Here is a 23,962-nt window from a genome sequence, read left to right on the forward strand (position 1 = left end):
AAGAATGAAAAAAGGGCGACAAGATAGAATCGCGGAGACGCTTACTTCCAATGAAAAACTTCGCGGAAGATGCAACTTTATATCAGTTTCTTCCGTCTAACTGTCATATCAATCATAGAAAAACATAATTATGAAAACAAGTTTATTGCTCGTATTAGTCACCGGATTGTCTCTAGTACTTACTGCCGGCTCTTGCTTGCAGGGAAAACACGTAGTAGGCAGCAAAAACTACATCTCCCAAGAAGTAAAAGCCGATCATTTCAATGAAATCAAACTATTGGGAAGTGCCAATATCAGTTATCACCAAGACACACGCAGTCACGTGGAGATACATGGTTCCGACAACATTATACCACTTGTAGAAACGTATGTAGACGGTAATACATTAATGATAAAATTCAAGAAGAATGTCAGTATATGGAAAGGAAAACTGGAAATAAAAGTTTTTGCTCCGGAACTGAATAAGCTGTCAATCAACGGATCGGGAAATATAAAATTAATCAATGGAATACAAACCTCTAAAGATATCGAGTTCCATATAAATGGTTCGGGGAACATTCAGGGAGAAGGGCTTAATTGCCGAAGAATGGCTGTTTCAATTAACGGATCGGGAGATGTTAGACTGCAACAAATAGAGAGCCAGGAATGTCAGGCAGGAATTTCAGGTTCGGGTAATATTAATCTTAAAGGTAAAGCCATTCAAGCAAAATATGCTATTGCCGGATCGGGAAACATTCAGGCTGCAGATTTAGAAGCAGAGAATACGGATGCAAGTATCAGTGGATCCGGAAACATCAGTTGTTATGCAAGTCAAAAACTGGTTGCCCGCGTGAAAGGAAGTGGCGATATTGCCTATAAAGGCAATCCACAAGAAGTGGATGCTCCACGGAAAAACATACGGCAGATCAAATAAAGACAATTTGAACAAATACAGTCTAAAAGCATAAAAGGGCTACTGCATCGCGCGGTAGCCCATTTATTTAGTTAGTTTTAATCTAAAAATTTGAGAGAATTGAAAACTTCACAGTTTCGCCTTCGTTGTTGTTTTAATTAAGCACACTAACTATATTATATGTTTAAAGCAAATGAAAATGTCTATTCGTTTATAACTTGCACCTTGTGGTTAACCCTCGCCAAACTATCGGCCAGAACCTGTTCCGCTTTCACATCATTTGAGATAGCGACCGATGGTGCTGTTACTTGTTTACCAATGGTATCCGTTGCCAATACACTTCCGTCATCTCCGGAGAAAGAATGTTGTGCCACATTCCCCAAAGAAAGGATGATTGCAATCACGGCAGCGGCTTTGAATAGAGGAATAAAACGACCGGTCAGTGTCAAGCGTTTCGCTTTTACGACCGTAGGCTCCACCTCTGCCAGAATACGTGTATCAAAGTCTTCGCCCAGTCCTACTTCCTGCTGAACCTGTTGATAAACAAACAGGTTTTTATAGCGAAGCAAATGAGCCGGAACTTCCTCCTTTGCGAAGAAGTCGCGCAATGTTGCTTCCTCCTCAACGGAAGTTTCGCATTGCCAGTATCGCTCCAGGAGCTGTTCTATATCCTTATAATCCATATTCGTCAATTTCTAAATACCTTTGTTTTACTTTTTGTCTGGCTCTGAAGAGGTTCACTTTAACTTGTTCCTCTGTCAGATTCAGCAACCCTGCAATTTTCTTATAGCTTTCACCTTCAATGTCCCTCAGTTGCATGATAAGCCGCTGTTTTTCGGGAAGTTCGTTTACCAGTCTATTAATAATGTTCATTCTTTCATCATGAATCATCTGGTCATACGGACTGTTTGCATCAGGTTCTTCCTCCATCTCGGGGGTGAGTTCCACGTTTTGAGCTTCTTTCTTTTGACTTCTATCTATCGCCAGATTCTTTGCCACTGTCAGGCAATAGGCTTCGACCGATTCAAATTGAGACCACTCATCACGCTTATTCCACACTCTTATCATGGTGTCCTGAACGACATCCTCGGCTTCGGCCCTATCCAGGGTGATTCTGAGAGCCAATCGAAAGAGTTTATCCTTCAACGGCAAAATATCGTTTCGGAAGCTGATTTCTTGCATCTCTATAATAATGACGGGCTAGGATATGAAAAGTTACAGTCGCCCACTACTTTTTTTGAATTATTTTTTTATTCTTGTTCCACCAGAGTTATTAATCGCTGATGCTAAGGTGATTACCACTTCAGATACTCCTGCATTTATTGCTTCAAAAGAATTCTCCAACTTGGGAATCATACCTCCCTGAATAACGCCATCAGCTACATATTGTTCAAATTCGGCACGGGTGATTTGGGGAATCACACTGTCGTCATCATTCTCGTCACGCAACACGCCTTTCTTCTCAAAACAATATACCAATGTCACATCAAACAAGGCCGACAACGCTTTCGCTGTCTCCCCAGCAATGGTATCTGCATTCGTATTCAGCATATTGCCGTGGCCGTCGTGCGTCAATGGAGCCATCACAGGAACAACGCCTTTATGTATCAAATCCGACAATAAAGTAGCGTCCACCTGTTCCACATCTCCCACAAACCCGTAGTCTACTTCTTTCACCGGACGTTTCACCGAACGGATTACATTCATATCCGCACCGGTCAATCCGAGTGCATTGACTCCGCGTGCTTGCAGACCTGCCACAATATTTTTATTCACCAATCCGCCATACACCATCGTTACGACTTTCAATGTTTCGGCATCGGTAATCCGACGACCATTTACCATCTTGCTTTCAATACCCAGTTGTGCGGCAATCTTTGTTGCCGAACGACCGCCACCATGAACCAACACTTTATGTCCGTCGATAGCGGCAAAGTCATTTAACAACTGACGAAGGGTGGCTTCCTCTTCTACGATTTTGCCACCCACCTTAATAACTGTTAGTTTTTCTCTCATTTCTTGATTTCTAATAAGTTCACCGAATGGAGAATCCGGCTCCGGCACCCTGCCGGTTATTCCAAATAAGTATATCCGTAAAGCCCCGAACGATAGTTGGAAAGGAATTCTTTTCCTTCTTCCAAAGAAATCTTTCCTTCTTTCACTGATTTCGTCACCCAAGTTTCGAGCGTACGTACCAGTTTCTTCGGATTGTACTGCACATAGTCCAACACCTCCGCTACCGTTTCTCCGTCGATAATCTGTTCGATATTATATCCTTTCTCGTTCACCGAAACATGCACGGCATTCGTATCACCAAACAAATTATGCATATCTCCCAAAATCTCCTGATAAGCTCCCACCAGGAACACAGCCACATAATAAGGTTCTGTTTTCTTCAGTGCATGTACAGGCAGATAATGAGCCACGTTACGGGTAGAGATAAAGTTGGCAATTTTGCCGTCCGAGTCGCAGGTTATATCTTGCAAGGTAGCCGAACGCTCCGGTTTTTCATCCAACCGCTGAATAGGCATGATCGGGAATATCTGGTCAATTGCCCAAGAGTCAGGAAGTGACTGAAACAACGAGAAGTTACAGAAATATTTATCGGCAAGCAGTTTGGACAATCCACGGAATTCATCGGGCGCATGCTTCAAACCGGCTGCAATCTGATTAATCTCACGTGTAATAGACCAATACAGACGCTCGATTTGTGCGCGGGTTTTCAGATCCACGATTCCATGACTGAACAAGTCCAATGCTTCCTCCCTGATCTGCTGCGCATCGTGCCATGCTTCCAACATCTTGTTCTGGTTCAGCGAATCCCAGATTCCATATAACTCCTGCACCAATTCGTGTGCATCCGGAGCAATTTCCTCCTCGTCATCCCATTCGGGCAATGTAGCGGTTTCAAGTACCTCAAAGATAAGAACAGAATGATGTGCCGTCAATGCACGTCCACTCTCCGTTATGATATTCGGGTGTGGGATACCATTTTTATCGCTCACGTCCACCAAAGTAGAAATAGAGTCGTTTACATATTCCTGGATGGAATAATTCACGCTGCCTTCGCTATTGGACGAACGGGTTCCGTCATAATCCACTCCGAGTCCACCGCCAATATCTACAAATTCCACATTGAATCCCATCGAATGCAACTGCACGTAGAACTGTGAAGCCTCACGCAAAGCCGTTTTGATACGACGTATCTTTGTCACCTGACTGCCGATATGGAAATGAATCAATTTCAAACAATCCTTCATCCCTTTGCTCTCCAGGAAGTCGAGCGCTTCGAGAAGTTCACTGGAAGTCAAGCCGAATTTGCTGGCATCACCTCCAGACTCTTCCCACTTTCCGCTACCGGAAGAAGCGAGTTTGATACGTATACCGATGTTAGGCTGCACATTCAGCTGTTTTGCCATCTTTGCAATCAGCTTCAGTTCGTTCATCTTCTCTACAACGAGGAAGATACGTTTACCCATTTTCTGGGCAAGCAAAGCCAGTTCGATGTAACTTTCGTCTTTATATCCGTTACAGACAATCAATGAGTCAGAATCCGTATTGACCGCAATCACTGCATGGAGTTCCGGTTTGGAACCGGCTTCCAGTCCGAGATTGAACTTCTTTCCGTGGCTGATAATCTCTTCCACCACCGGGCGCATTTGATTGACCTTAATCGGATAAATTATAAAGTTCTCGGCTTTATAACCATACTCTTCGGCCGCTTGTTTAAAGCAGGAAGACATCTTTTCAATACGGTTGTCCAAAATATCCGGAAAACGTACCAACATGGGAGAAGCCACATCACGCAATTGCAACTCATCGACCAGTTCTTTCAGATCGACAGTCACTCCGTCTCTACGAGGTGTAACAACTACATGACCTTTGTCATTAATACCAAAGTACGAGGTACCCCAACCTGTGATGTTGTAGAGTTCCTCAGAATCTTCAATACGCCACTTTCTCATTTTCTGTTATTCAGTGTTTTTAGTAAATAATTGGACGGCAAAAATACGGATTAATCTACATGTTGGCAATTAATTAGACATTAAATCTTTCAAACGGTCCATATAACCACTATTTCCGTTACGGGCGTCATAGCGACGTGCCAGCTCTTCTGCCTGTTGATAGAAATAATTGCGAAGTTCGTTTACCTGATAAATTCCATCCGGACGATAAAGCGGGAACTCTTCCGGCAAAGACAACGAGACTTCCGGACGGGTTTCATATTTCAGAGCCTCTACCATATCACAGGAGAAACGATAACTCTTCAGCGTATTAGTACGCAAACTCCAACCAATACAGCGTTCAGCATATTCCCAAGCTCTTTCCGGCTTCGTCATCATATTATAGGCAATAAACAATCCCAGATAGAGCAAAAGATATTCATCCTTCTCTCTTCCCACCAATGCTTCTTCGGCACGTGCACACATATCGGCGGCAATCTCCGGTTTACCTGCTTTCTGTGCATAATAAGCAAGCTTCAAATAGGCCCGCAAATTGGCTTCATAACAAGTGATCTGCTTATTAATCAACGGTTGCGCGCGGCTGTAAGCCTCATCAAACTGTCCCGTTTCCAGATAATAATCCAGCATAAAGTTCAATTCACAAGCCTCACACGACTGATCGTCTATCTTCTCATTCAACATTTTATCAATGTATTCTTTCGCCTTGTCATACTGCCGCATCCAGACACATTCCACAGACCAGCGGTGATAATAACTCCGCAAAGAATACCCGTTCCGGAGGATACGGGTTTTATAATCCTCCCCAATTGCCTGTACCTGCTCCATCGGGATCTCCGGAAGATCGAACGTACAAGCCCATATCCACTTATATTTCCACAACAAGTCATCTTCCTTAATCACATCCTTGTGGTTCTCGTAATCATCCAGAATTTTAGAGAACACGGTAATCTCTTCAGCATCCGCCGAAAGAAGATTCAGTTCATAAATAAGATCCAGTCTCAACTCCGTAGCCCATTCCACATCTTCGTTCTCATCGGCGATGCGGATAGCTTCTTTCAATAGATTGGCTTTTTCGCGGGGATGCAGGTTGTTATTCTGTGTCTGCAACAGCAATTTTTGTATTTCAAGTGTGTATCTCATACTCTTTTTTAATTCAGGAAATTTATAAAATCATTCATTTTCGAAGTCATCAGTTCACTTAGCGAATGGTTGAAAAGCTCCATTTCTTCGCTGTTTACCGGATATTTACCTTGCAGAAGCGATTGTACATACAATATATGCACCACATGCTGAAACAGTTTATTGTCTCCTTGTATTTGCAATAAGGTCTGCACCATTTCATTATCCGCATTGAAAGTGAGTGTCGGCGGAATCTGCTTTGTAGTATTCACAGCTCCCAGTACAGCCGCCAACGGATTATTAGCACTTTTAGCGGCATTCTCCTTTTCCTCCGCCACAAAAATAACCGGAATATCCACCGGAGTAAAATGCTTCAGACGACAGATACAGCCAAACCGCTTCAACAACTCGTTCGCTTTCACCTCAAAAGCCTGAAACTCCTGGTTCGCCTCCACTTCACCAAACTGCTCCAGCAACCGTGAAGGAGATATTTCATCCAAAGTAAGTTCCGGATTCAGGCGGACATACTTTTTCAATAACGTTTCATCAAACGTATAAGCAGCATTCACGACCAGCCAACCCTGTGCTCCGGCTATACGCCGCACTTGCCGGAAATCCTCCAGATTCTTGGTATAATATATCACATTGCTTGCCGAACGAATACTTCCAAAGCTACGCAAACCCTTATTGGTTTCAAAAGGAAGATAATCCATAAACAAACGAAGCAATTCATTATCCTCCGAAGCAATCGCCTTGATATGAAAGTGATGAACATCCAGAATCCGATTGAACATGGCACGGTCATTCTGCACCAATCCCCGCAGATAATCCTTGATAGCCACCCCGATCTCTTTCCGGGCATCTTTCAGTTGGTCATTACTCACCAAAGACTCCCGGGAAGCGGTAGACAGCAACCCGTCCGCATTCACCAGACAACGGATAAAGAAAGCCCACGACGGCAACAGATTGCAATCATCCTCACTCAACAGCATACGTTTGAGATAGACCTTATGAGAGTTGCGCACTGAAAATTGTGTACGGAAAGGCAGGACATAAAGCACCCCTTCCACCTTGCCGCTTTCAGTATAGATCCGGAAAGCATCGAGAGCAGACGATTGAAACACTTTCGCCCCATAATCCAGCAACTCCTTACGAGTCGCCTTCGGGTCAAGCCATACAGGCGAAGGCGTATTTACCAACTCCTCTTCCCCCTGATAATGCAGATAGATAGGATACGGCAGCACTTCTCCGTAACCGACCAGTATCTTCTTAAATGTTTCATATTCAAAAAGATGCATCCAATCTCCTTTCGGGTGCAATACTACCTGCGACCCGATGGGCCGTTCTTCGTCTGATAAAGTCAGCTGATACGTCCCATCCACTTTTCCACACCAGCAAACAGGCTGTCCGCCCATTGCAGAACGACTTTCTACGGTGATTTCATTAGTCACCACAAAACAAGATAACAATCCGATACCGAACCTTCCGATAAAATCGTCCGCATCGGGAGTATCCCGCTTTGAACTCTCCCCGATAACAGTCAGAAAGCGATAAACTTCCTCCTCTTTCAGTCCGATACCATTATCCCGAAATACCACTGTCTTGTCCCCATTCAGAAAGACATCAATGCGACCTTTATAATTCTCGTCAATATTGCGTAGTGCCGTGATGGCATCTACGCAATTCTGCAACAGTTCGCGAACAAAAGTATTCGGGTTACTATAAATGTGCTCTGATAACAGGGCAATCATACCTTTAAGATTGACCTGAAACAGATTATTCCCTTCTTTTTCCATATTCCTCTTTTACTTCCTCCTCCTTCCGGTGATTTTAAGAGCTTTCTCATTGCCATTCTCTGCGGCCTTTTCGAACCACTCCATTGCAATTTCATCGTTTTCTTCCACGCCATTTCCTGTCAGATAGGCATTTCCAAGTTCAAATTGTGCTTTATCGTTATTTTTCTCGGCAGCTTTCAGCAACCATTGCACTGCAGCTTCCGGATCAGGGTTACAACCTTCGCCATACATCATCATCTTGCCCAGATAATAAATTGCAGCGACATTCTCATTCCCCGCCGCATCCGTGAACCAGCGATAGGCCTCGGCATAATTCTGTTTCACACCTACTCCGTTATAATAGCAAAGTCCGGTACGATACATACTTGTCGTATTTCCATTATCCGCAGCCAGTGTATAATATTTAAAGGCTTCCGTTTCATTCTCTTCCACTCCGATACCCATTTCATAACAGATACCCAGTCCTTCACTATACCATTCATATTCGGCAGCTTTCTTGAAATAAGCAAAAGCCTTTTCCGACTCATTCAGGCTATCATAGTCATACAGATAATACTCACCCACACGCAGCATAGCCATCGGAATCTCATTAGTCACTGCCTTTTCATACCATTCCACTGCCGTTTTATTATCTTCCAGACAGGGACCGCAACCGAAGAAATAATAATCTCCCATCTTAAACTGAGCATAGCCATAATCCTGTTCAGCAGCCTTCATCATATATTCCACTGCCTTCTGTGGATTCTCTTCCACGCCATTACCATTCTCATAAGCCATCCCCAGTTCCGTCAGACAACGGGCTTCATTCTTTTCCGCCCCTTTACTAAACCATTCGAGTGCCTTATCCCAGTTTTCTTCCGTTCCGATACCTTCTCTATAGCAACGTCCCAAAGCAAAGATCGCATCATTATCGTCCGCTTCAGCTGCCTTTGTATACCAGGCAAAGGCCTCTTCCGGTTTCACTTCACCAAGAACACCCTTTTCCATATAAAGACCTACACGGAACATTGCATAAGGATAACCCTGTTCGGCAGCCTTGCTAATCAGTTCAAATGACTTTTCATAATTCTTCTCCACTCCATCGCCATTCTCATATAAGAATGCCAGTTCCACAAGGGCAAAGCAAGCACCCAGTTCGGCCGCTTTTTCATAATATTCCCTTGATTTTACAGGGTCTTTCACACCGCTATATCCATTAGCCAGATAAAGAGCCACACGGCAATACCCATCGGCATTATTTAGTGAAGCCGCTTTTTCATAAAACTCTAAAGCCTTCACATAATCCGGTTCTTCAGACAAGAAGCCACGTTCATACATCCAGCCCAAACGATAAGCTGCACTTCCCGAACCCAACTCAATGGCTTTCTCCAACAACTCTTTCGCGCGATTCATGTCTTCCGGCACCAAATCACCGTTGAAATAAATATTGGCCAGTCCTTCGATACCTTGTATATAATCATCCTCCACGCAACGGTTCAGACACATCAGTCCACGTTCCACGTTCTTATATTCATCATTATACAGGTAGATCAATGCCAGTTCATACGCACTGTAGGGTTCACAATAAAGCATGCCCTTTTCCAGCCATTCAATCGCCTTAGGCATATCCAGCCATTCCTCCTCCTGATAGTTATATCCCAGGAAATTGGCGGCAGACCACACACCGGCATGCCAAGCCTTTTCCCAAAGTTCAAAGCTCAGTTCTTTTGGTTTATTCAGTTCCGGGTAACGGAAATAAAGCGTAGCCAGATTTTTAAGACTATAAAGATTGGGAACTATTTCCAGGGCTTTTTCGTAGTAAGCAGCTTCCTCTGCCACGTTACCTTCCGCTCTGTCGAGCGCATCTCCTAACGATGCATATACATGAGCACGCAAACGTTCACCTTCAGGCAGTTCGGCAAGCAGTTCATTCCGTATCTGTAATGCCTTTGCTTTATCCCCTGCAAATTCTTCGGCAAAAGCACGATAATGCTTTCCCCATAAAATAGCTTCGGGAGAAGTGAGAGCTGCAAAACGCCGTTCACCCTCTTCTTTATCTTGTTCGCAATAGAATCCCATGTATCGCCAATAGGCAACAGTTGCTTCCGCTTCAGCCCAACCCATATCGGCGGCCTTCTCGTAGTATGGAAACAAATAACTCATGTCCCGCTTTCCATAACGGGCTTCGGAATATTGTGCACCCTTCTGCGCCCATCCCGCACCGCTAAACTTTGCCACACGATCGCATACCTGCATCACCTTTTCCCACCAGAATTCATATTCTTCCGCGTTGAGTTCCACCTCTACGTTACAGTCAAAAGCACTGAATATCAGTTCAAAAAAATCTTCTGTTAATTTCTCGTCTTCTTTTGTGTCCAAAGCATATTCACATACAGCCAATGCTTCCCACCAGTTTTCCGCACTTAACAATGAAGCCGGTGTATACTGCGGAAACCATACCCTTGCAGGCTGTCCGGATGCTTTAATTTTAGCGGATAACTCCCCAAATTTCTCTTTTAAAGTTTTCATGATATAGAACTTTACCTTAATTTTGTGTTACTAGTCAATAAAAAATCTCATAACGAGTGCAAGGTACAAATATTGACCGAATGCACAAACAAGAGTCTCAAAAAAAACGAAGTTCCAACAAAAAGAGAACATTACAACTACCTGATTTCTGAATACAGTAAAATTCCTCCCGACAATGATCCATTATCAGGCACAAATTACACACATCCCACAGCTTCCCAAATGACGATTACACAAAATATAACGACTGTTACTTCTACAATCCCAAAAGTTGTCGCAAACATTGCACCGATGTTTCAATCTGCCAACGGTCTTCCAATTCGTCTGCATTAAAGATATATTGTGCCTGATGATAAAAAGGAGCACGCTTCTCGAGTGCCTGAACAATGAACGCTTTCAGTTCTTCATCCTCTTTACCCTGAAGAATAGGACGTTGTTGTTTAGCCACACGCAAGCGCCTGAACAACACATCCGGATGCACCTTCAGAAAAACAGTCTTTCCGGTCCGGTTCATAAAATCCATATTATCATAAAAACAAGGCGCTCCACCCCCCGTCGAAATTACCACATTCTCAAACTCGGCTACTTCATGGAGCATATTTCTCTCCAGCTCCCTGAATCCTGTTTCGCCTCGTTCAATGAATAATTCTCCAACGGTTTTGTGAAAACGCTCTTCAATATACCAGTCCAGATCGATGAACGGTATATTCATATATCGGGCAAAAGCCTTACCCAACGTCGTTTTTCCGGCACCCATATAGCCGGTAAGGAAGATACGAACCATAAATGATTAATTTTGCTCACAAAATTAATCATTTAATGAAGAATGAAGAATGAAGAATGAAGAATTTTAGCCATTATGCCATCCAATTCTTCATTATTCATTCTTCATTCCCGATTTATTTAAAGATTCTCACCCGTTCTTCAAGCGGCTGGAATTCTTTTTCACCCGGTTTGCCGACAGGAAGTCCGAACGGCATTTCCGCAATCAAATGCCAATGTTCCGGCAAATCCCATGCACGGCGCACTTCTTCATCAATCAACGGGTTATAGTGTTGCAGCGATGCTCCGAAACCTACATCTTCGAGCATTACCCAGATAGCTAACTGGTGCATGGCAGAAGTCTGCAATGACCATCCCGGGAAATTCTCCTGATAAGCCGGGAAAGCCTCCTGAAGCCCTTTCACAACCTTCTGATCCTCAAAAAACAATACAGTGCCATACCCACAGGCAAACGAATGATCTATCTTCTCCTCTGTCTTGACAAACGCTTCAGCCGGTACAATCTTCTTTAATGCGTCCTTCACAATCTGCCACAATTTCTTATGCGATTCTCCCAATAGAAGTACCACACGGGTAGATTGCGAATTGAATGCCGACGGTACGTGGCGCACGGTCATATTAACGATACATTCGATCTCCTGATCGGATATAGGTGACTGATTAGTAATTGAATAGTAAGTTCGACGTTGTTTCAAAGCTTCACTAAAAGATCTTTCCATAATAGTTCCTTTCTTATTTTATATTCTTAAAACTCTCTTTTTTTTATAACAAGTAGCCCCCCTAACTTGTTCAGTTAGAGAATATATTTGTACCTTCGCAGCGTCAATTCATTGACTATCTAAAATTATCGTCAGAAAAAATGGCTAAACAGAAATTTTATGTAGTATGGGAAGGTGTCACCCCCGGAGTTTATACTTCCTGGACAGACTGCCAACTTCAAATCAAAGGATATGAAGCTGCCAAATACAAATCATTTGATACGCGCGAAGAAGCGGAACGCGCGTTGACAATGTCTCCCTATGCTTATATCGGCAAGAATGCAAAGGCTAAATCAGGAGGTCCTAAACCTTCTTCGGATACTTTACCTTCTTGTGTGATCGACAATAGCCTGGCTGTCGATGCAGCCTGTAGCGGTAATCCGGGACCGATGGAATATCGCGGCGTACACATTGCCAGCCGTCAGGAGATTTTTCATTTCGGCCCGATGAAAGGCACGAATAATATCGGTGAGTTTCTAGCCATCGTACACGGTTTGGCGTTGCTGAAAAAGAAAGGTTTCGATATGCCCATTTACAGTGACAGCGCGAATGCCATCAGCTGGGTGCGACAGAAGAAGTGCAAGACCAAACTCCCCCGAACCCCGGAAACAGAAGAACTCTTTCTGTTGATTGAACGGGCAGAAAAATGGTTGCAGGGAAACACCTATACCACCCGTATTCTGAAATGGGAAACGAAAGAATGGGGAGAAATTCCGGCCGACTTCGGCAGAAAATAAAAGAACATAAATTTCAATATAAGATAAAGATGAAAACATTGACTTCAAACAAAGCTTTCTGGCTGTTACTAGTCATTTGCGTAGTTACTATCCTGCCTTTCCTCGGTTTATCGGAGTACCACACCAAAGGGGAGCCTCGCGAATCTATTGTCTCCTACTCCATGCTGGATAGCGGAAACTGGATTTTACCCAGAAACAACGGAGGAGAAATGGCTTACAAACCGCCTTTCTTCCACTGGAGCATAGCCGCTGTTTCGGCAGCAGTAAACGGAGGGCAAGTCACAGAAATGACCTCCCGCTTGCCGTCTGCCATCGCCCTGATCGCCATGACCCTCTGCGGCTTTCTGTTCTTTGCCAAAAGAAAAGGAGTGGAACTGGCGTTGTTGGCCGCCTTTATTACCCTGACTAATTTTGAGCTGCACCGGGCCGGAGCAAACTGCCGGGTGGATATGGTATTGACAGCGCTCACCGTTGGCGCTCTATATTGTCTCTACAAATGGTATGAGAAGGGACTCAAAGGTATTCCCTGGCTGGCCATTCTCCTGATGAGCTGCGGCACACTGACTAAAGGACCGGTAGGTACTATCATTCCATGTTTAGTGGTAGGCATCTTCTTGTTACTCCGGGGTGTCAACTTCTTCAAAGCATTCTTGTTACTTTCCGCCTGGGCCATTCTTTCACTCATCCTGCCTTTCTGCTGGTATGTCGCTGCTTACCAACAAGGTGGAGAAGAGTTCCTGGCATTAGTTATGGAAGAAAACTTCGGTCGTATGACTAATACCATGAGTTACAATTCATGCGTGAACCCCTGGCATTATAATTTTGTGACCCTATTTGCCGGATACGTTCCCTGGACACTGTTAGTCGTGCTCTCCCTGTTCAGCCTGACTTACCATAAATTCAGCATCCAACCGGCAGCCTGGTGGAAACGCTTCACCACATGGATAAAGAATATGGACCCGGTGGATTTATTCTCTTTCACCAGTATCGTTGTAATCTTCGTCTTCTACTGTATTCCGCAGAGCAAACGTAGTGTATATCTGATGCCGATCTATCCTTTCATTGCTTATTTCCTTGCCAAATATCTATTCTATCTGGTCAAGAAGCAATCTAAAGTCATCAAGGTATACGGAAGTATTCTTGCAGTAATCAGCCTGCTACTGTTCACCTGCTTCATCGTATTAAAATGCGGACTCATCCCTGAAACTATTTTCCAGGGTCGTCACGCGCAGGACAATATTAATTTCATGCGTGCAATACAGAATATCAGCGGAGCAGGGGCCTTATTCCTGATTGCCATTCCTACCATTCTCGGTATCTACTGGTGGTTCTATCAACGGAAAAATGCATTGAACAACCGTTTCCTATACGCTCTCGTTGTGCTTACAATGGGATTATACCTTGCATTGGACGGTGCTTATCAGCCGGCAGCATTAAATTCGAAGTCGGTCAAATTCATCGCTACAGAAATAGAAAAGGTTGCGCCGGAAAGCGAAGGAACGATGTACGAATTCATTGAAGAAAGTCTGCATGCAGCAGGTGACCCCGTACATTTTTTCGAACTCAATTTCTATCTGCACAATCGTCTCGACAACTTCTATGAGAAACGTCCTTCGGAAGGTTTCTTGTTAATCGGCACGAATGATGCAGAGAAATATCTTCCCGAATTCGAGAAAGAAGGGTATCAGTTTGAGGAGGTATATGAATCCCCTAAACGAGTACTCCGGCAAATAGCCAAGATATACAAGTTCGTTAAAAACCAACAGCCTGAAAATACTGAAACGACTCCTATTGTTGAGTAAAAGGTATAGAATTAAGCGTTTTTCCATGCTTCACAAGGAACTCCGCCGATTGGAGCATGGAAAAACTATATTCTTTTAAAGGCAAAAAGCTATCATCCATCGGAACAGCATTCAATTTGCCGTTACCGATATCATAAGTAAGTTCCTGCTGAGTCTCGTAATTATAAAGGTAGAGTAACGTGTCATTGCGTCCCACCACCATATTGTCAGCAGTATAGAACATACAGGGACGTTCTTCCTTCAGCAAGTCCACTCCAAAATTATTCTGTAGATAATCAATATTCAACAGCCCTAATATTGTTGGCTGTATATCTACCTGACCGCCAAATGTAGTTTTCTCTTCCGGCTGAATACGGCTGGAGTAAATCATCAGTGGAATATGATTATAAGATTCCGGCAGTTCACATTCGGCGTCTCCCACCAGTTTGCCATGATCCCCTTCCAATACGAATATCGTATTATCAAACCAGGGTTGTTTACGCGCCTCTTCAAAGAACTGACGCAAAGCCCAATCCGCATACTCAACGATCTGCGTCTCCGGTTCACTTGTTTTCGGATGGAAGAAAGGAGGTATCACATACGGCGGATGATTACTGATGGACAGTAAAGTAGCAAAAAACGGTTGTCCGGTGGCAGCCCGCTGATTCAATACCGGAATTGCGTAGTCATACAAGAAATCATCCTGCACTCCAAAGCTATTCACAACCTTATCAGCCGGATAGTCTTCTTGTGAAAACACTTCATCATAGCCGTTCGTCCGGAAGAAAGCGTTCATATTATCATACTGCCCTTCATGCGTCATAAAGAAAAGGTTGTAATAGCCGTTTTCTTTCAGTACGGTAGGCAGTCCCGAATAGCGGGGAATGACAGAGCCTTTCATCAGGTTCCGTTTCATCATAGCCGGAAAAGAATACAAGGTGGCATACAAACCATGGTTCGTATGGATTCCTGCCGAATAGAAATTGCGGAAACTGATAGAACGGGTATACAGGCTATCCAGGAAAGGAGTCAAAGTCTCCGATTGCCCGAAATGCTTCATAAACTTGGCGGACATAGACTCCATCATAATCAAGACGACATTAGGACGGCGTTGTTGCACGCTATCCGCTTTTGCAGCATGCCTGTAGACAGCCAACGGGGAAACATTCGCATCTCCCGGACGGTTGAGCAGAGCTTGCGCCTTGGTGATGGCTTCCTGTTCATCCATCAGATGCAAGTATTTATTTTCAGGTCTCATATCATCCATCACACTCGTCAGCAGGTTAAAAGTAGGACTTACTCCCAGTTGATTGAGAAAAGCATCCTGACAGAAATATGCCGCACTTACTTTGATCGGGTTATAGCCTGTACGCCCCCGGATTCCAAAGATGCAGAGTCCGATTAAGCAAGCACCGATCAGAACCGCCCCTCCTCGCTTCCAAGATGGAAACGGAGCGGAAATGGCAAGGCTACGATGATGGAAATAACGCGCCAGATAGATAAGCCAAACTACGAATCCGGCCAGAAAGAGAAGGAATAATCCGATGGACAGATAATAGGCACTTTCCCCCAATATCATTCCGGCGGTAGTTCCCGCATAACCGAACCATTCGAATATGGAAGAGTTGATATGTTTAAAGAAATAGGCAAAATAAGGAATGTCCGACGCACTGATTAAATAAACCAATCCATAAAAGACACTGAAAAAGATCGTAAAGAAACGAAACAACGCTTTCCCATAATAGTTGCAAACTCCACACACTACCGCAACCACCAGAGGCAACAGAAGGATGTAACAGCCTATCACATTGTCAAACCAGACACCATGCACAAAAGCAAGCATCGGAAGTGTCTTATCCGACAAGGCTTCAGAGGTCAACTGATGATAAGATGAGATAAAAAGCACCAGGCGAAACAGTCCTGCGATCAGTAAAGCCGAAACATGTATGGTAAGAATATATACAACAAGATTTAGAAAACGTTTCATAATAGCCTTTTCTTTTTATGAATTAAATGAAAGGGATTGAATAGTGTTATTTCCTCCCTTTATAGATATAAACGAAATGAAGAATCAGGAAATTGATAGGCACCACGATAATCATTACCAGTATCGGTGCAAGCAGTTCACCCGCCCCTATCCAGAGGAAGAGATTCAGTAAGCCGATCTCAAGCAGGTAATTAATCAGATGACTAAAACCAAAGCCGATCGCATTATGCGAGGATGGTTTGGAACGAAAGGTGAAGAAAGTAGTCAGGAAGTAGTTGCAGACAAATCCTACAGCATAGCCGGCCGTAAAGGAGATATTGGCATTCGCAACCAACAAGACCAGGCAATATACGCCGTAGTGAATGGCTGAAGATATAGTGCCGACAACTCCAAAACGAACAAACTGCCAGAACTTATCCCGCCAATCCGGGTGCTTCTCAAGTATAGCCTTACTTATTCTGATCATCGTACAACACTTCTTCCACATTATAGAGCGGACGACGTTTTACCTCTTTATAAATCTTGCCAATATACAGTCCGACAGCTCCTATGGATAATAAAACAACCCCGCCAACAAACCAGATAGACAACATCAAAGAGGCCCAGCCATGTTCCGCAGTACCCGAAATCAATGCGTAAAGAACATAGATTCCAATCAAAATACTGATAAAAACAAAGATACCTCCCAGATAAACAATTCCGTAAATGGGCTTTACCGAGAAAGAGGTTATCCCGTCCAAAGCCAGACTGAACATCTTTCTCACTGTATATTTGGAAGTTCCGGCTGTCCGTTCCCGGATCACATCATCTACCGTAGTAGAAGGGAAACCTAGCAACGGGATAATACCACGCAGATAGACATTGCGTTCCTGATAATGAGACAACTGTTCCAGCACTCTCCGGCTTAGAAAACGAAAATCCGCATGATTGTAGATAGTCTCCACTCCCATCCGGTGCTGTAATTTATAAAAGGCTGTTGCAGAAAGACGTTTCAACACGGGGTCTGCCTGACGAGATACTTTCACTCCATATACAACATCATATCCTTGCGTATAAGCATCGATCATCTCCTCAATCGCATTCAGATCATCCTGCAAATCGGCATCAATGGTAATAACGGCATCACTCCAGTCTTTAGCGGTCATCATACCGGCCATGATCGCATACTGATGTCCCACGTTCCGTGCCAGATTCATTCCTTTTATATAAGGATTCGTCCCGTGCAGTTTCTTAATGATGCTCCATGTACGATCTTTGCTGCCATCATTCACAAAGAGCACAAAGCTGTCGGCACTGATCTTTTCTTTCGCCACCAACTCATCAAACAAGGCTGTCAAACGGGCGGCCGAATCTTCCAACACTTCCTCCTCATTATAGCAGGGGGATACAATAGCCAATTTTATCATTTTTCGTCCGGTTTATTTAGTTCAGCCAGTTTTATCTGTGCAAATTCCGAGTAAGTCATAAAAGCATATCCTTTTTCTTTCAGTTTGCGGATAAGCATATCCAAACGTTCTTCCATTCCTTTACCGGAATGATTGCGGATAATAAAAGGCATCTTAAATTCAGGATGTTCACCCAACGGGTAGAATTCCCACGGGTGGAAATAAGTCACAAAATATCCGTCATGCTTCAATACCCGGTTTACCAGGAGTTGATACAGCCACATCGGCAGATTATGACAAGACAACCAGAATAGCGGGAAGCGAATCCACGGAGTTACAGAAGCTGGAATTTGAAGTAACTTACCCGTCATAAAGCAGGTACGGGGCTCCGACAAATGCATATATCTTCCGGGGATAAATGCGGGATTCAATGAGGAGTTATATACATACCCCATCCGTTCAAGTTCCGTATCTGATACGGGGAACATACGCGGCTGGCGATAACCTTGTATCGTCCTGCCGGTAAGACGTTCCAGAATTTCTTTTGAACGACTGACATCCGAAGCCTGTGGCTGCCAATGGTCACATCCATGCGCAGCAACTTCATGTCCTTCGGCCATAATGCGCCGCATCACTTCCGGCGCATTTTCTGCAAAATTGCTTGTACAAAAGAAAGTAGCTTTCACCCCGTTTTTTTTCAGGCAGTCCAGTATCTTGTTCGTACCATAGACTGACACTTTCATTGCTTCATCCAGCGGAAAGTCTACACCATGCTCACGAGGTACATCAAATTCTTCTGTATCAAAACTTAATAATATCATTGCAATATCAAGAATTACAACTGCTGCATATCATGCAGACGTTTATAGTAACCGTTTAACTCAATGAGTTCTTCATGTTTACCACGTTCCACAATCTCACCCTCATACAGTACACAGATTTCATCTGCATTTTTAATAGTAGAAAGACGGTGGGCAATAGCAATCGTCGTACGTGTTTTCATCAAACGTTCCAACGCTTCCTGTACAAGACGTTCTGATTCGGTATCCAAAGCAGAAGTAGCCTCATCAAGAATCAGAATCGGAGGATTCTTCAAAATAGCACGCGCAATACTGATACGCTGACGCTGACCACCGGACAATTTTCCGCCACGGTCACCGATATTCATATTATATCCTTCCGGTTTCTCCATAATGAAATCATGCGCATTGGCAATCTTCGCCGCCTCTATAACTTGTTCCATTGTCGCATTCTCCACGCCAAAAGCAATGTTATTGAAGAATGTATCATTAAACAGAATAGCCTCCTGGTTTACATTACCAATCAAACTGCGCAAATCCGCAATACGTACATCACGAATACTTGTTCCGTCAATGGTAATATCACCTTCCTGCACATCGTGGTAACGCGGCAACAAATCGACTAATGTAGATTTACCGGATCCCGATTGGCCAACCAGTGCGATTGTTTTTCCTTTGGGAACTGTCAGGTTTACATGCTTCAACACCTCTCTCTTACCATCATAGCTGAAAGAGATATCTTTAAATTCGATTCTATCATTCAAACCTTTCAACGGTTTCGGATTCGGAATCTCCTTAATCTTATTCTCTGCTTTCAGGATTTTATCCACACGTTCCATAGAAGCCAAACCTTTCGGAATGTTGTATCCCGCTTTAGCAAAGTCTTTCAACGGATTGATTACACTATACAGGATAACCATATAGAAGATAAATGTCGGAGCATCGATGGTTGCATTCTGTCCCAAAATCAATGTACCACCAAACCACAGTACGGCTACAATCAGAATAGTTCCCAAAAACTCACTCATCGGATGTGCTAATGCCTGACGTATAGCAACTTTATTCGAAGCATCACGCAATTCATTACTACATTTGGTAAAACGATTAATCATCTTATCTTCTGCAATAAAAGCTTTGATAATACGCAATCCACCCAATGTTTCTTCCAATTGCGACATCGTATCACTCCATTTGCTCTGTGCCTCCAATGACTGGCGTTTCAGTTTTCTTCCGACCGCTCCCATCAGCCAGCCCATTCCCGGCAATACGACGATGGTAAAAAGCGTCAACTGCCAACTAGTTATAACCAAAGTGATAAAATAAAGAAGAATCAGAATCGGACTCTTCATCAACATATCCAACGAGCTAGTAATGGAGTTTTCCACCTCTCCCACGTCACCACTCATACGAGCTATGATATCTCCTTTTCTTTCTTCAGAGAAAAAAGACATTGGCAAGCGCATTACTTTTGCATATACCATAATACGAATATCACGTACCACTCCTGTACGCAACGGGATCATGACAGCTGAAGAAGCAAAGTAACAACCCGTTTTAAACAATGTCATTATCATCAGGAACAATCCTAAAAAGATAAGGGCTATAGTAGGACCATTATCCATTATCATTTGAGATATGTAATAATAGAAGTTATTCTTGGCAACATCCGCTAAATCACCACTCCCCCATTCCATAAAATGGTATACTTTATCCGCTCCTTCTGTTTTAAACAAAATACTCAGAATAGGAATCAAGAAAGTGAACGAAAATACATTGAATACAGCAGACAAAATATTCAGCAAAATAGCCCAGCCGATATACTTCTTATAAGGCGACACGAAACGTCGCATTAGTTGTAGAAATTCCTTCATTATTTACCATTAAAAAAGTTAAGACCGCAAAGATACAATAAAACTGATTAACAGACAGTAGTTTCAGCTAATTATTAACGCGATTTATCGAAAAGCGTTCTTCAATAAATGAAAAATGACTTAATAATTCTCTTTCAGCCAAATCCCCAAAAAACGATCATATATCTGACAGATTCCCATTTCCTGAGTCACGAAATCCTTTTCCAGTAACCCTTTCAGCGCTGCCTGGACTGAACTAGCAGAAGCCAGTCTGTATTTTCTAATGAAAGTACCGGAAGTAACAGCTTTAGCCTTTCCCTCTTTAGTGATAGCAATCAGTAACTCCTTTTGCTTTTCCGGCAAACGAAAAAGGATTTCCGAATAAGTATATCTGAATGAATCAATAATCTGCCGAATAGCCTCTGACACCATTTCCACTTTACAGACTCCGTGCTCCGGGGTCATATCATAAAGTGTATTCAATACTTTTTGTATATACCATGTGACTCCTTCAAACTGTTGATAAACTGTGGTAATAGCACTTTCTTCCATTTCTTTGCCTGCACGTTTGAAATGCATACATGCAAAACGAATGTATTCTTCTAAAGGAATACTTTCCAAATGCATCATTGACACACTTTGATAAAAAGGTCTGGAAGGCGTCAAAAACATATTCCCCATCACATGCCGCTGGCTCCCGGCAAAAATGAAATGCGCATTATTACAATGCTGCACATAAGTCCGGAGAGTAGCCTCTACATTTTTCTCTGCATACCCGGTAATCTGCTGAAATTCATCAATGGCAATCAAACAAGGCTTATCCGCTTGCTCTAAATACCGGAAGATTTCATCGAGCGTAGTAGCCGGAGCTTGTATATCTCCTAATCCCAAATTCAAAGAAGGCATACCATTCACATCAAAAGAGATACTGGCTTGCAAAGATTTCACACATTCCCAAAAGCTCTGCAAAGCTTTCTTCCCCACAGGTTTCAGTACTTCCAGAATCTCTTTACTAAGTGCAAATACCAAGTCGCGCAATGACCGACTGTCATATATATCAATAAAGAAGGTGTAATAGCCCTGCTTAATTTCAGGAAACTGAAAACAATGACGGATCAGCCCCGTCTTTCCCATTCGTCGGGTAGAGACAAGAGCCAGGTTATTCCCATTCATCACTTCGCGTACCAACTGTTCGCTCTCAAAACGGCGATCGCAAAAATAATCAGCAGACACATATCCACTTGTTATAAAAGGATTTCTTATCATAGCCTTCATATATCTCACGTTATTACGCAAAGATAATTATTATAAAATAATAAAATGCACATCTCATGCATTATTTCATCATCACCCTTGCCCAACAGCCACCACATGATAATAAACTCCACGTGTTTTCCTGAATGACTTTACTCCCAGCTTCTGCAAAATACGCCCGAAATAATTAACCTGTCCGGAAGAAATCTTCATTTTACTTGCCTTTTGTATCCGCTGAAGTATATCTGCAGCAAGTAACCATTCTCCCTCTTCTTCCTCTTCCGCTACCCGGTAATACACCTGGAACAACTGCTCGATTGCCGGCGACTGCTCAAACTCCCGGTTCGCCTCCGTCATAATAGCCTCTTCCTTCTCATCAAACCAGTAACGTTCATTACTACGCAGCAGTGCCATTGCCTGCGCATACAATTGCTCATAGTCAATAGGGCAGACCACATCAATCACTCCAGTCACCTCAACACCGATAAAACGGCGACTGCCGGAAGTATCCGTCAACAGATCCTTATGATTACTCGTTCCTATAAAAGAGGCATACCGACGAAGTTCCTCCACAGCCGAAGCATTCGGACGTCGTGTGTTGACAATGGGCTTTTGCAGAATATGCTTGAGGAAAGACTGCTGATTGATGCCAATCTGATCGAACTCATCCATATTAATCAATAAAAAACGATTCAAGTATAGCTCGGCATCCCGCTTCCGGCTGAAATCAATACTATCCGTATAATAAGCCTGCAAGCATGGAGGCAAAATCAACCGGCAAAATGTAGACTTACGATAAGCCTGTGGACCTATCAATATAGGAGAAGTGCTATTTGCATGATTCTTTCCCATTCCACGCCAATGCGCTATCATACTAAGAAACCAACGACGAAACAATTGCGCCCAATGAGGATGATCACAAGGAACTCGTTTGGCAAGATCGCCAATATGATCCTTACCATCCCAATGAGGAAGGTCATAAAGGAATTCCTCGATAGGCTGATAAACCGGCACATGATCCGAATTCAGGTAACGTACCACGTCTTTATCCCACAGCTTAAGCCCTTCATAATGTGCATTCATTGCAATACTTGCCATCAACCGTTTATCCACCGGATGAAAATAAAAATTAAAGCTGTTCCGTTCGCGACATTCCACTTGTGATGTCAACTGGTTGAAACGAAAATCATAACGCCGTTTCATAAACTCATCCATCTGCATGACAAATAATTGTTCCGGCAACAGACTACTTTTACTCGCAAATCCCTCACAAGTGCGGTATACATTCCGCACGGTTCCCCGAACCAATGTATCGTCCTTCGGCAAGCGATAATGAGCACGAGACCATCGCACTGTATCTTCCTCCGGAATACCGGCACGGAAACAATGTCCTGCTAGGTTAATCAACAGCGATTGTTTGTCTCCTTCCGGTTGATAATCAGTCTCTTCATCCAACGCACGTGCAAAAGCAGCTTCGAAAAGAACAGAAAGTGCATTACACTTTTCATATCCCGGCGCAAGCCGTTGCAACGGCGAAGTTTCCGTTTGTACCCGTTCGCGATAAGTCACCTCACCCGGCATAGCGGCAGGCTGCTTCATATAAATAGGCATTGCTTCGGGATTAAAATACAAGTGCGGGTCAAAAGTTAAACGACAATATTGCTCCAACGAAGGTACTTTCAGCTCGATATCATAAGGAAGTTGTGGCTGATAAAATTTCACCGCCAACCGATAGGCATGCGCATGAAAAAGCTCCGCTTCTTCAGTAGTTGTCGGCAAACGATCATTGGGATAAGTAAAGCGTACCCATACTTTCACAGACTTTCCGGAAGAACCGGTGAAAGCTAAGTAAGTCTGCGGAAGCTCCTTTACCCGTTCTTTCACCTCATCCGCTTCCATGTGTCCGGACAAGTTGTTGACCTGAATCATCACAATTCCGTTGTATTCACTCATCGTCGTTATGCCGCCTTTGCGAAAAAAAGCAGCTGCAGGTATCAGCTTCGGCACTTTCTGTACATAGTCATTTTTATCACCCGGAAGCATAAAAGGCAGGACTTCTCTCATTTTTGAGACGGGCTGTGTTTTGGTTTCCACTTTCATTTGCTCCACGAGCTGTTCAATTCTTAACGTACGCATAGTGTTCACCTTGCCATCGTCTCTTACCAGTGTTATTCTCATTACTTTATTTATTTGTCCTGCATGTGTTTTGTAGGGCGATTATTACGATACAAATATACTGTAAATATTCCACACAAACAACTTTTCAGAGAATACTTATTTTATCTTTCTACTAGAAAAGATTTTTGGTTCTTCGTCAAATTTGGTGGTAATCTCTTTTTTATTTCAA

19 protein-coding genes are annotated in these 23,962 nt (G+C 43.3%); 3 read left to right on the forward strand and 16 right to left on the reverse strand.

The genetic code is table 11. The features are described from left to right. Nucleotides 1–130: 130 nt before the first annotated feature. A complete protein-coding gene (locus DXA54_RS25510) occupies nucleotides 131–913 on the forward strand; it encodes a head GIN domain-containing protein (protein WP_004298259.1) in 783 nt (260 codons plus the stop codon). A 182-nt stretch (nucleotides 914–1,095) separates the two neighbouring features. Here DXA54_RS25510 and DXA54_RS25515 read toward each other — a convergent pair whose 3' ends face one another. From DXA54_RS25515 to DXA54_RS25555, 9 genes are all read right to left on the reverse strand, one after another. Continuing rightward, the gene (locus DXA54_RS25515; RefSeq protein ID WP_004298260.1) at nucleotides 1,096–1,575 is read right to left on the reverse strand and encodes a hypothetical protein; all 480 of its coding nucleotides are present in this window, start codon (nucleotides 1,573–1,575) and stop codon (nucleotides 1,096–1,098) included. Then, nucleotides 1,565–2,074, reverse strand: coding sequence for an RNA polymerase sigma factor (locus DXA54_RS25520; RefSeq protein ID WP_004298261.1), 510 nt, complete (start codon nucleotides 2,072–2,074; stop codon nucleotides 1,565–1,567). Before DXA54_RS25520 ends, DXA54_RS25515 begins: the two co-directional genes overlap by 11 nt. Nucleotides 2,075–2,134: 60 nt before the next feature. Further along, nucleotides 2,135–2,908 carry an acetylglutamate kinase gene (argB, locus tag DXA54_RS25525; RefSeq protein WP_004322481.1) on the reverse strand — a complete coding sequence of 258 codons (774 nt, stop codon included), beginning with the start codon at nucleotides 2,906–2,908 and terminating at the stop codon, nucleotides 2,135–2,137. Between the two features lie 56 nt (nucleotides 2,909–2,964). Next, complete coding sequence (speA, locus tag DXA54_RS25530) at nucleotides 2,965–4,857, reverse strand: biosynthetic arginine decarboxylase (RefSeq protein WP_120080959.1); 1,893 nt, start codon at nucleotides 4,855–4,857, stop codon at nucleotides 2,965–2,967. Between the two features lie 69 nt (nucleotides 4,858–4,926). Next, nucleotides 4,927–5,997: a hypothetical protein gene (locus tag DXA54_RS25535; protein ID WP_004307405.1), complete on the reverse strand. Its 1,071-nt coding sequence runs from the start codon at nucleotides 5,995–5,997 to the stop codon at nucleotides 4,927–4,929. 8 nt (nucleotides 5,998–6,005) lie between these two features. Beyond that, nucleotides 6,006–7,772 (reverse strand): HSP90 family protein, encoded by a 1,767-nt coding sequence (locus tag DXA54_RS25540; protein ID WP_120080961.1) that lies wholly within the window; start codon nucleotides 7,770–7,772, stop codon nucleotides 6,006–6,008. A gap of 9 nt (nucleotides 7,773–7,781) precedes the next feature. Next, on the reverse strand, nucleotides 7,782–10,280 hold the full coding sequence (locus DXA54_RS25545) for a tetratricopeptide repeat protein (RefSeq protein WP_120080963.1): 2,499 nt from the start codon (nucleotides 10,278–10,280) through the stop codon (nucleotides 7,782–7,784). A 256-nt stretch (nucleotides 10,281–10,536) separates the two neighbouring features. After that, complete coding sequence (locus tag DXA54_RS25550) at nucleotides 10,537–11,064, reverse strand: shikimate kinase (RefSeq protein WP_117513747.1); 528 nt, start codon at nucleotides 11,062–11,064, stop codon at nucleotides 10,537–10,539. Between the two features lie 115 nt (nucleotides 11,065–11,179). Continuing rightward, complete coding sequence (locus DXA54_RS25555; RefSeq protein ID WP_115484913.1) at nucleotides 11,180–11,782, reverse strand: nitroreductase family protein; 603 nt, start codon at nucleotides 11,780–11,782, stop codon at nucleotides 11,180–11,182. Between the two features lie 140 nt (nucleotides 11,783–11,922). Here DXA54_RS25555 and DXA54_RS25560 point away from each other — a divergent pair, with 140 nt between their 5' ends. Both DXA54_RS25560 and DXA54_RS25565 read left to right on the forward strand, forming a co-directional pair. Further along, nucleotides 11,923–12,558, forward strand: coding sequence for a viroplasmin family protein (locus DXA54_RS25560; protein WP_004298269.1), 636 nt, complete (start codon nucleotides 11,923–11,925; stop codon nucleotides 12,556–12,558). Between the two features lie 29 nt (nucleotides 12,559–12,587). Beyond that, the gene (locus DXA54_RS25565) at nucleotides 12,588–14,360 is read left to right on the forward strand and encodes an ArnT family glycosyltransferase (RefSeq protein ID WP_120080965.1); all 1,773 of its coding nucleotides are present in this window, start codon (nucleotides 12,588–12,590) and stop codon (nucleotides 14,358–14,360) included. Here the strand turns inward: DXA54_RS25565 and DXA54_RS25570 are convergent. From DXA54_RS25570 to DXA54_RS25600, 7 genes are all read right to left on the reverse strand, one after another. Next, a complete protein-coding gene (locus tag DXA54_RS25570; protein WP_120080967.1) occupies nucleotides 14,347–16,326 on the reverse strand; it encodes an LTA synthase family protein in 1,980 nt (659 codons plus the stop codon). The genes DXA54_RS25565 and DXA54_RS25570 overlap by 14 nt on opposite strands. Nucleotides 16,327–16,372: 46 nt before the next feature. After that, entirely contained in the window at nucleotides 16,373–16,792 is a 420-nt protein-coding gene (locus DXA54_RS25575) for a GtrA family protein (RefSeq protein WP_004298272.1), read from the reverse strand. Then, complete coding sequence (locus DXA54_RS25580) at nucleotides 16,776–17,732, reverse strand: glycosyltransferase family 2 protein (RefSeq protein WP_004309442.1); 957 nt, start codon at nucleotides 17,730–17,732, stop codon at nucleotides 16,776–16,778. Before DXA54_RS25580 ends, DXA54_RS25575 begins: the two co-directional genes overlap by 17 nt. Next, nucleotides 17,729–18,532: a polysaccharide deacetylase family protein gene (locus DXA54_RS25585; protein WP_120080969.1), complete on the reverse strand. Its 804-nt coding sequence runs from the start codon at nucleotides 18,530–18,532 to the stop codon at nucleotides 17,729–17,731. Before DXA54_RS25585 ends, DXA54_RS25580 begins: the two co-directional genes overlap by 4 nt. A gap of 14 nt (nucleotides 18,533–18,546) precedes the next feature. Continuing rightward, entirely contained in the window at nucleotides 18,547–20,382 is a 1,836-nt protein-coding gene (locus DXA54_RS25590; protein WP_120080971.1) for an ABC transporter ATP-binding protein, read from the reverse strand. Between the two features lie 120 nt (nucleotides 20,383–20,502). Next, on the reverse strand, nucleotides 20,503–21,636 hold the full coding sequence (locus tag DXA54_RS25595) for an AAA family ATPase (RefSeq protein ID WP_120080973.1): 1,134 nt from the start codon (nucleotides 21,634–21,636) through the stop codon (nucleotides 20,503–20,505). 72 nt (nucleotides 21,637–21,708) lie between these two features. Continuing rightward, the gene (locus DXA54_RS25600) at nucleotides 21,709–23,793 is read right to left on the reverse strand and encodes a BT4734/BF3469 family protein (RefSeq protein ID WP_120080975.1); all 2,085 of its coding nucleotides are present in this window, start codon (nucleotides 23,791–23,793) and stop codon (nucleotides 21,709–21,711) included. Nucleotides 23,794–23,962 lie beyond the last annotated feature (169 nt).

It is taken from the genome of Bacteroides sp. OF03-11BH, from assembly GCF_003604005.1.
In the GTDB taxonomy this organism is placed as follows: domain Bacteria; phylum Bacteroidota; class Bacteroidia; order Bacteroidales; family Bacteroidaceae; genus Bacteroides; species Bacteroides ovatus.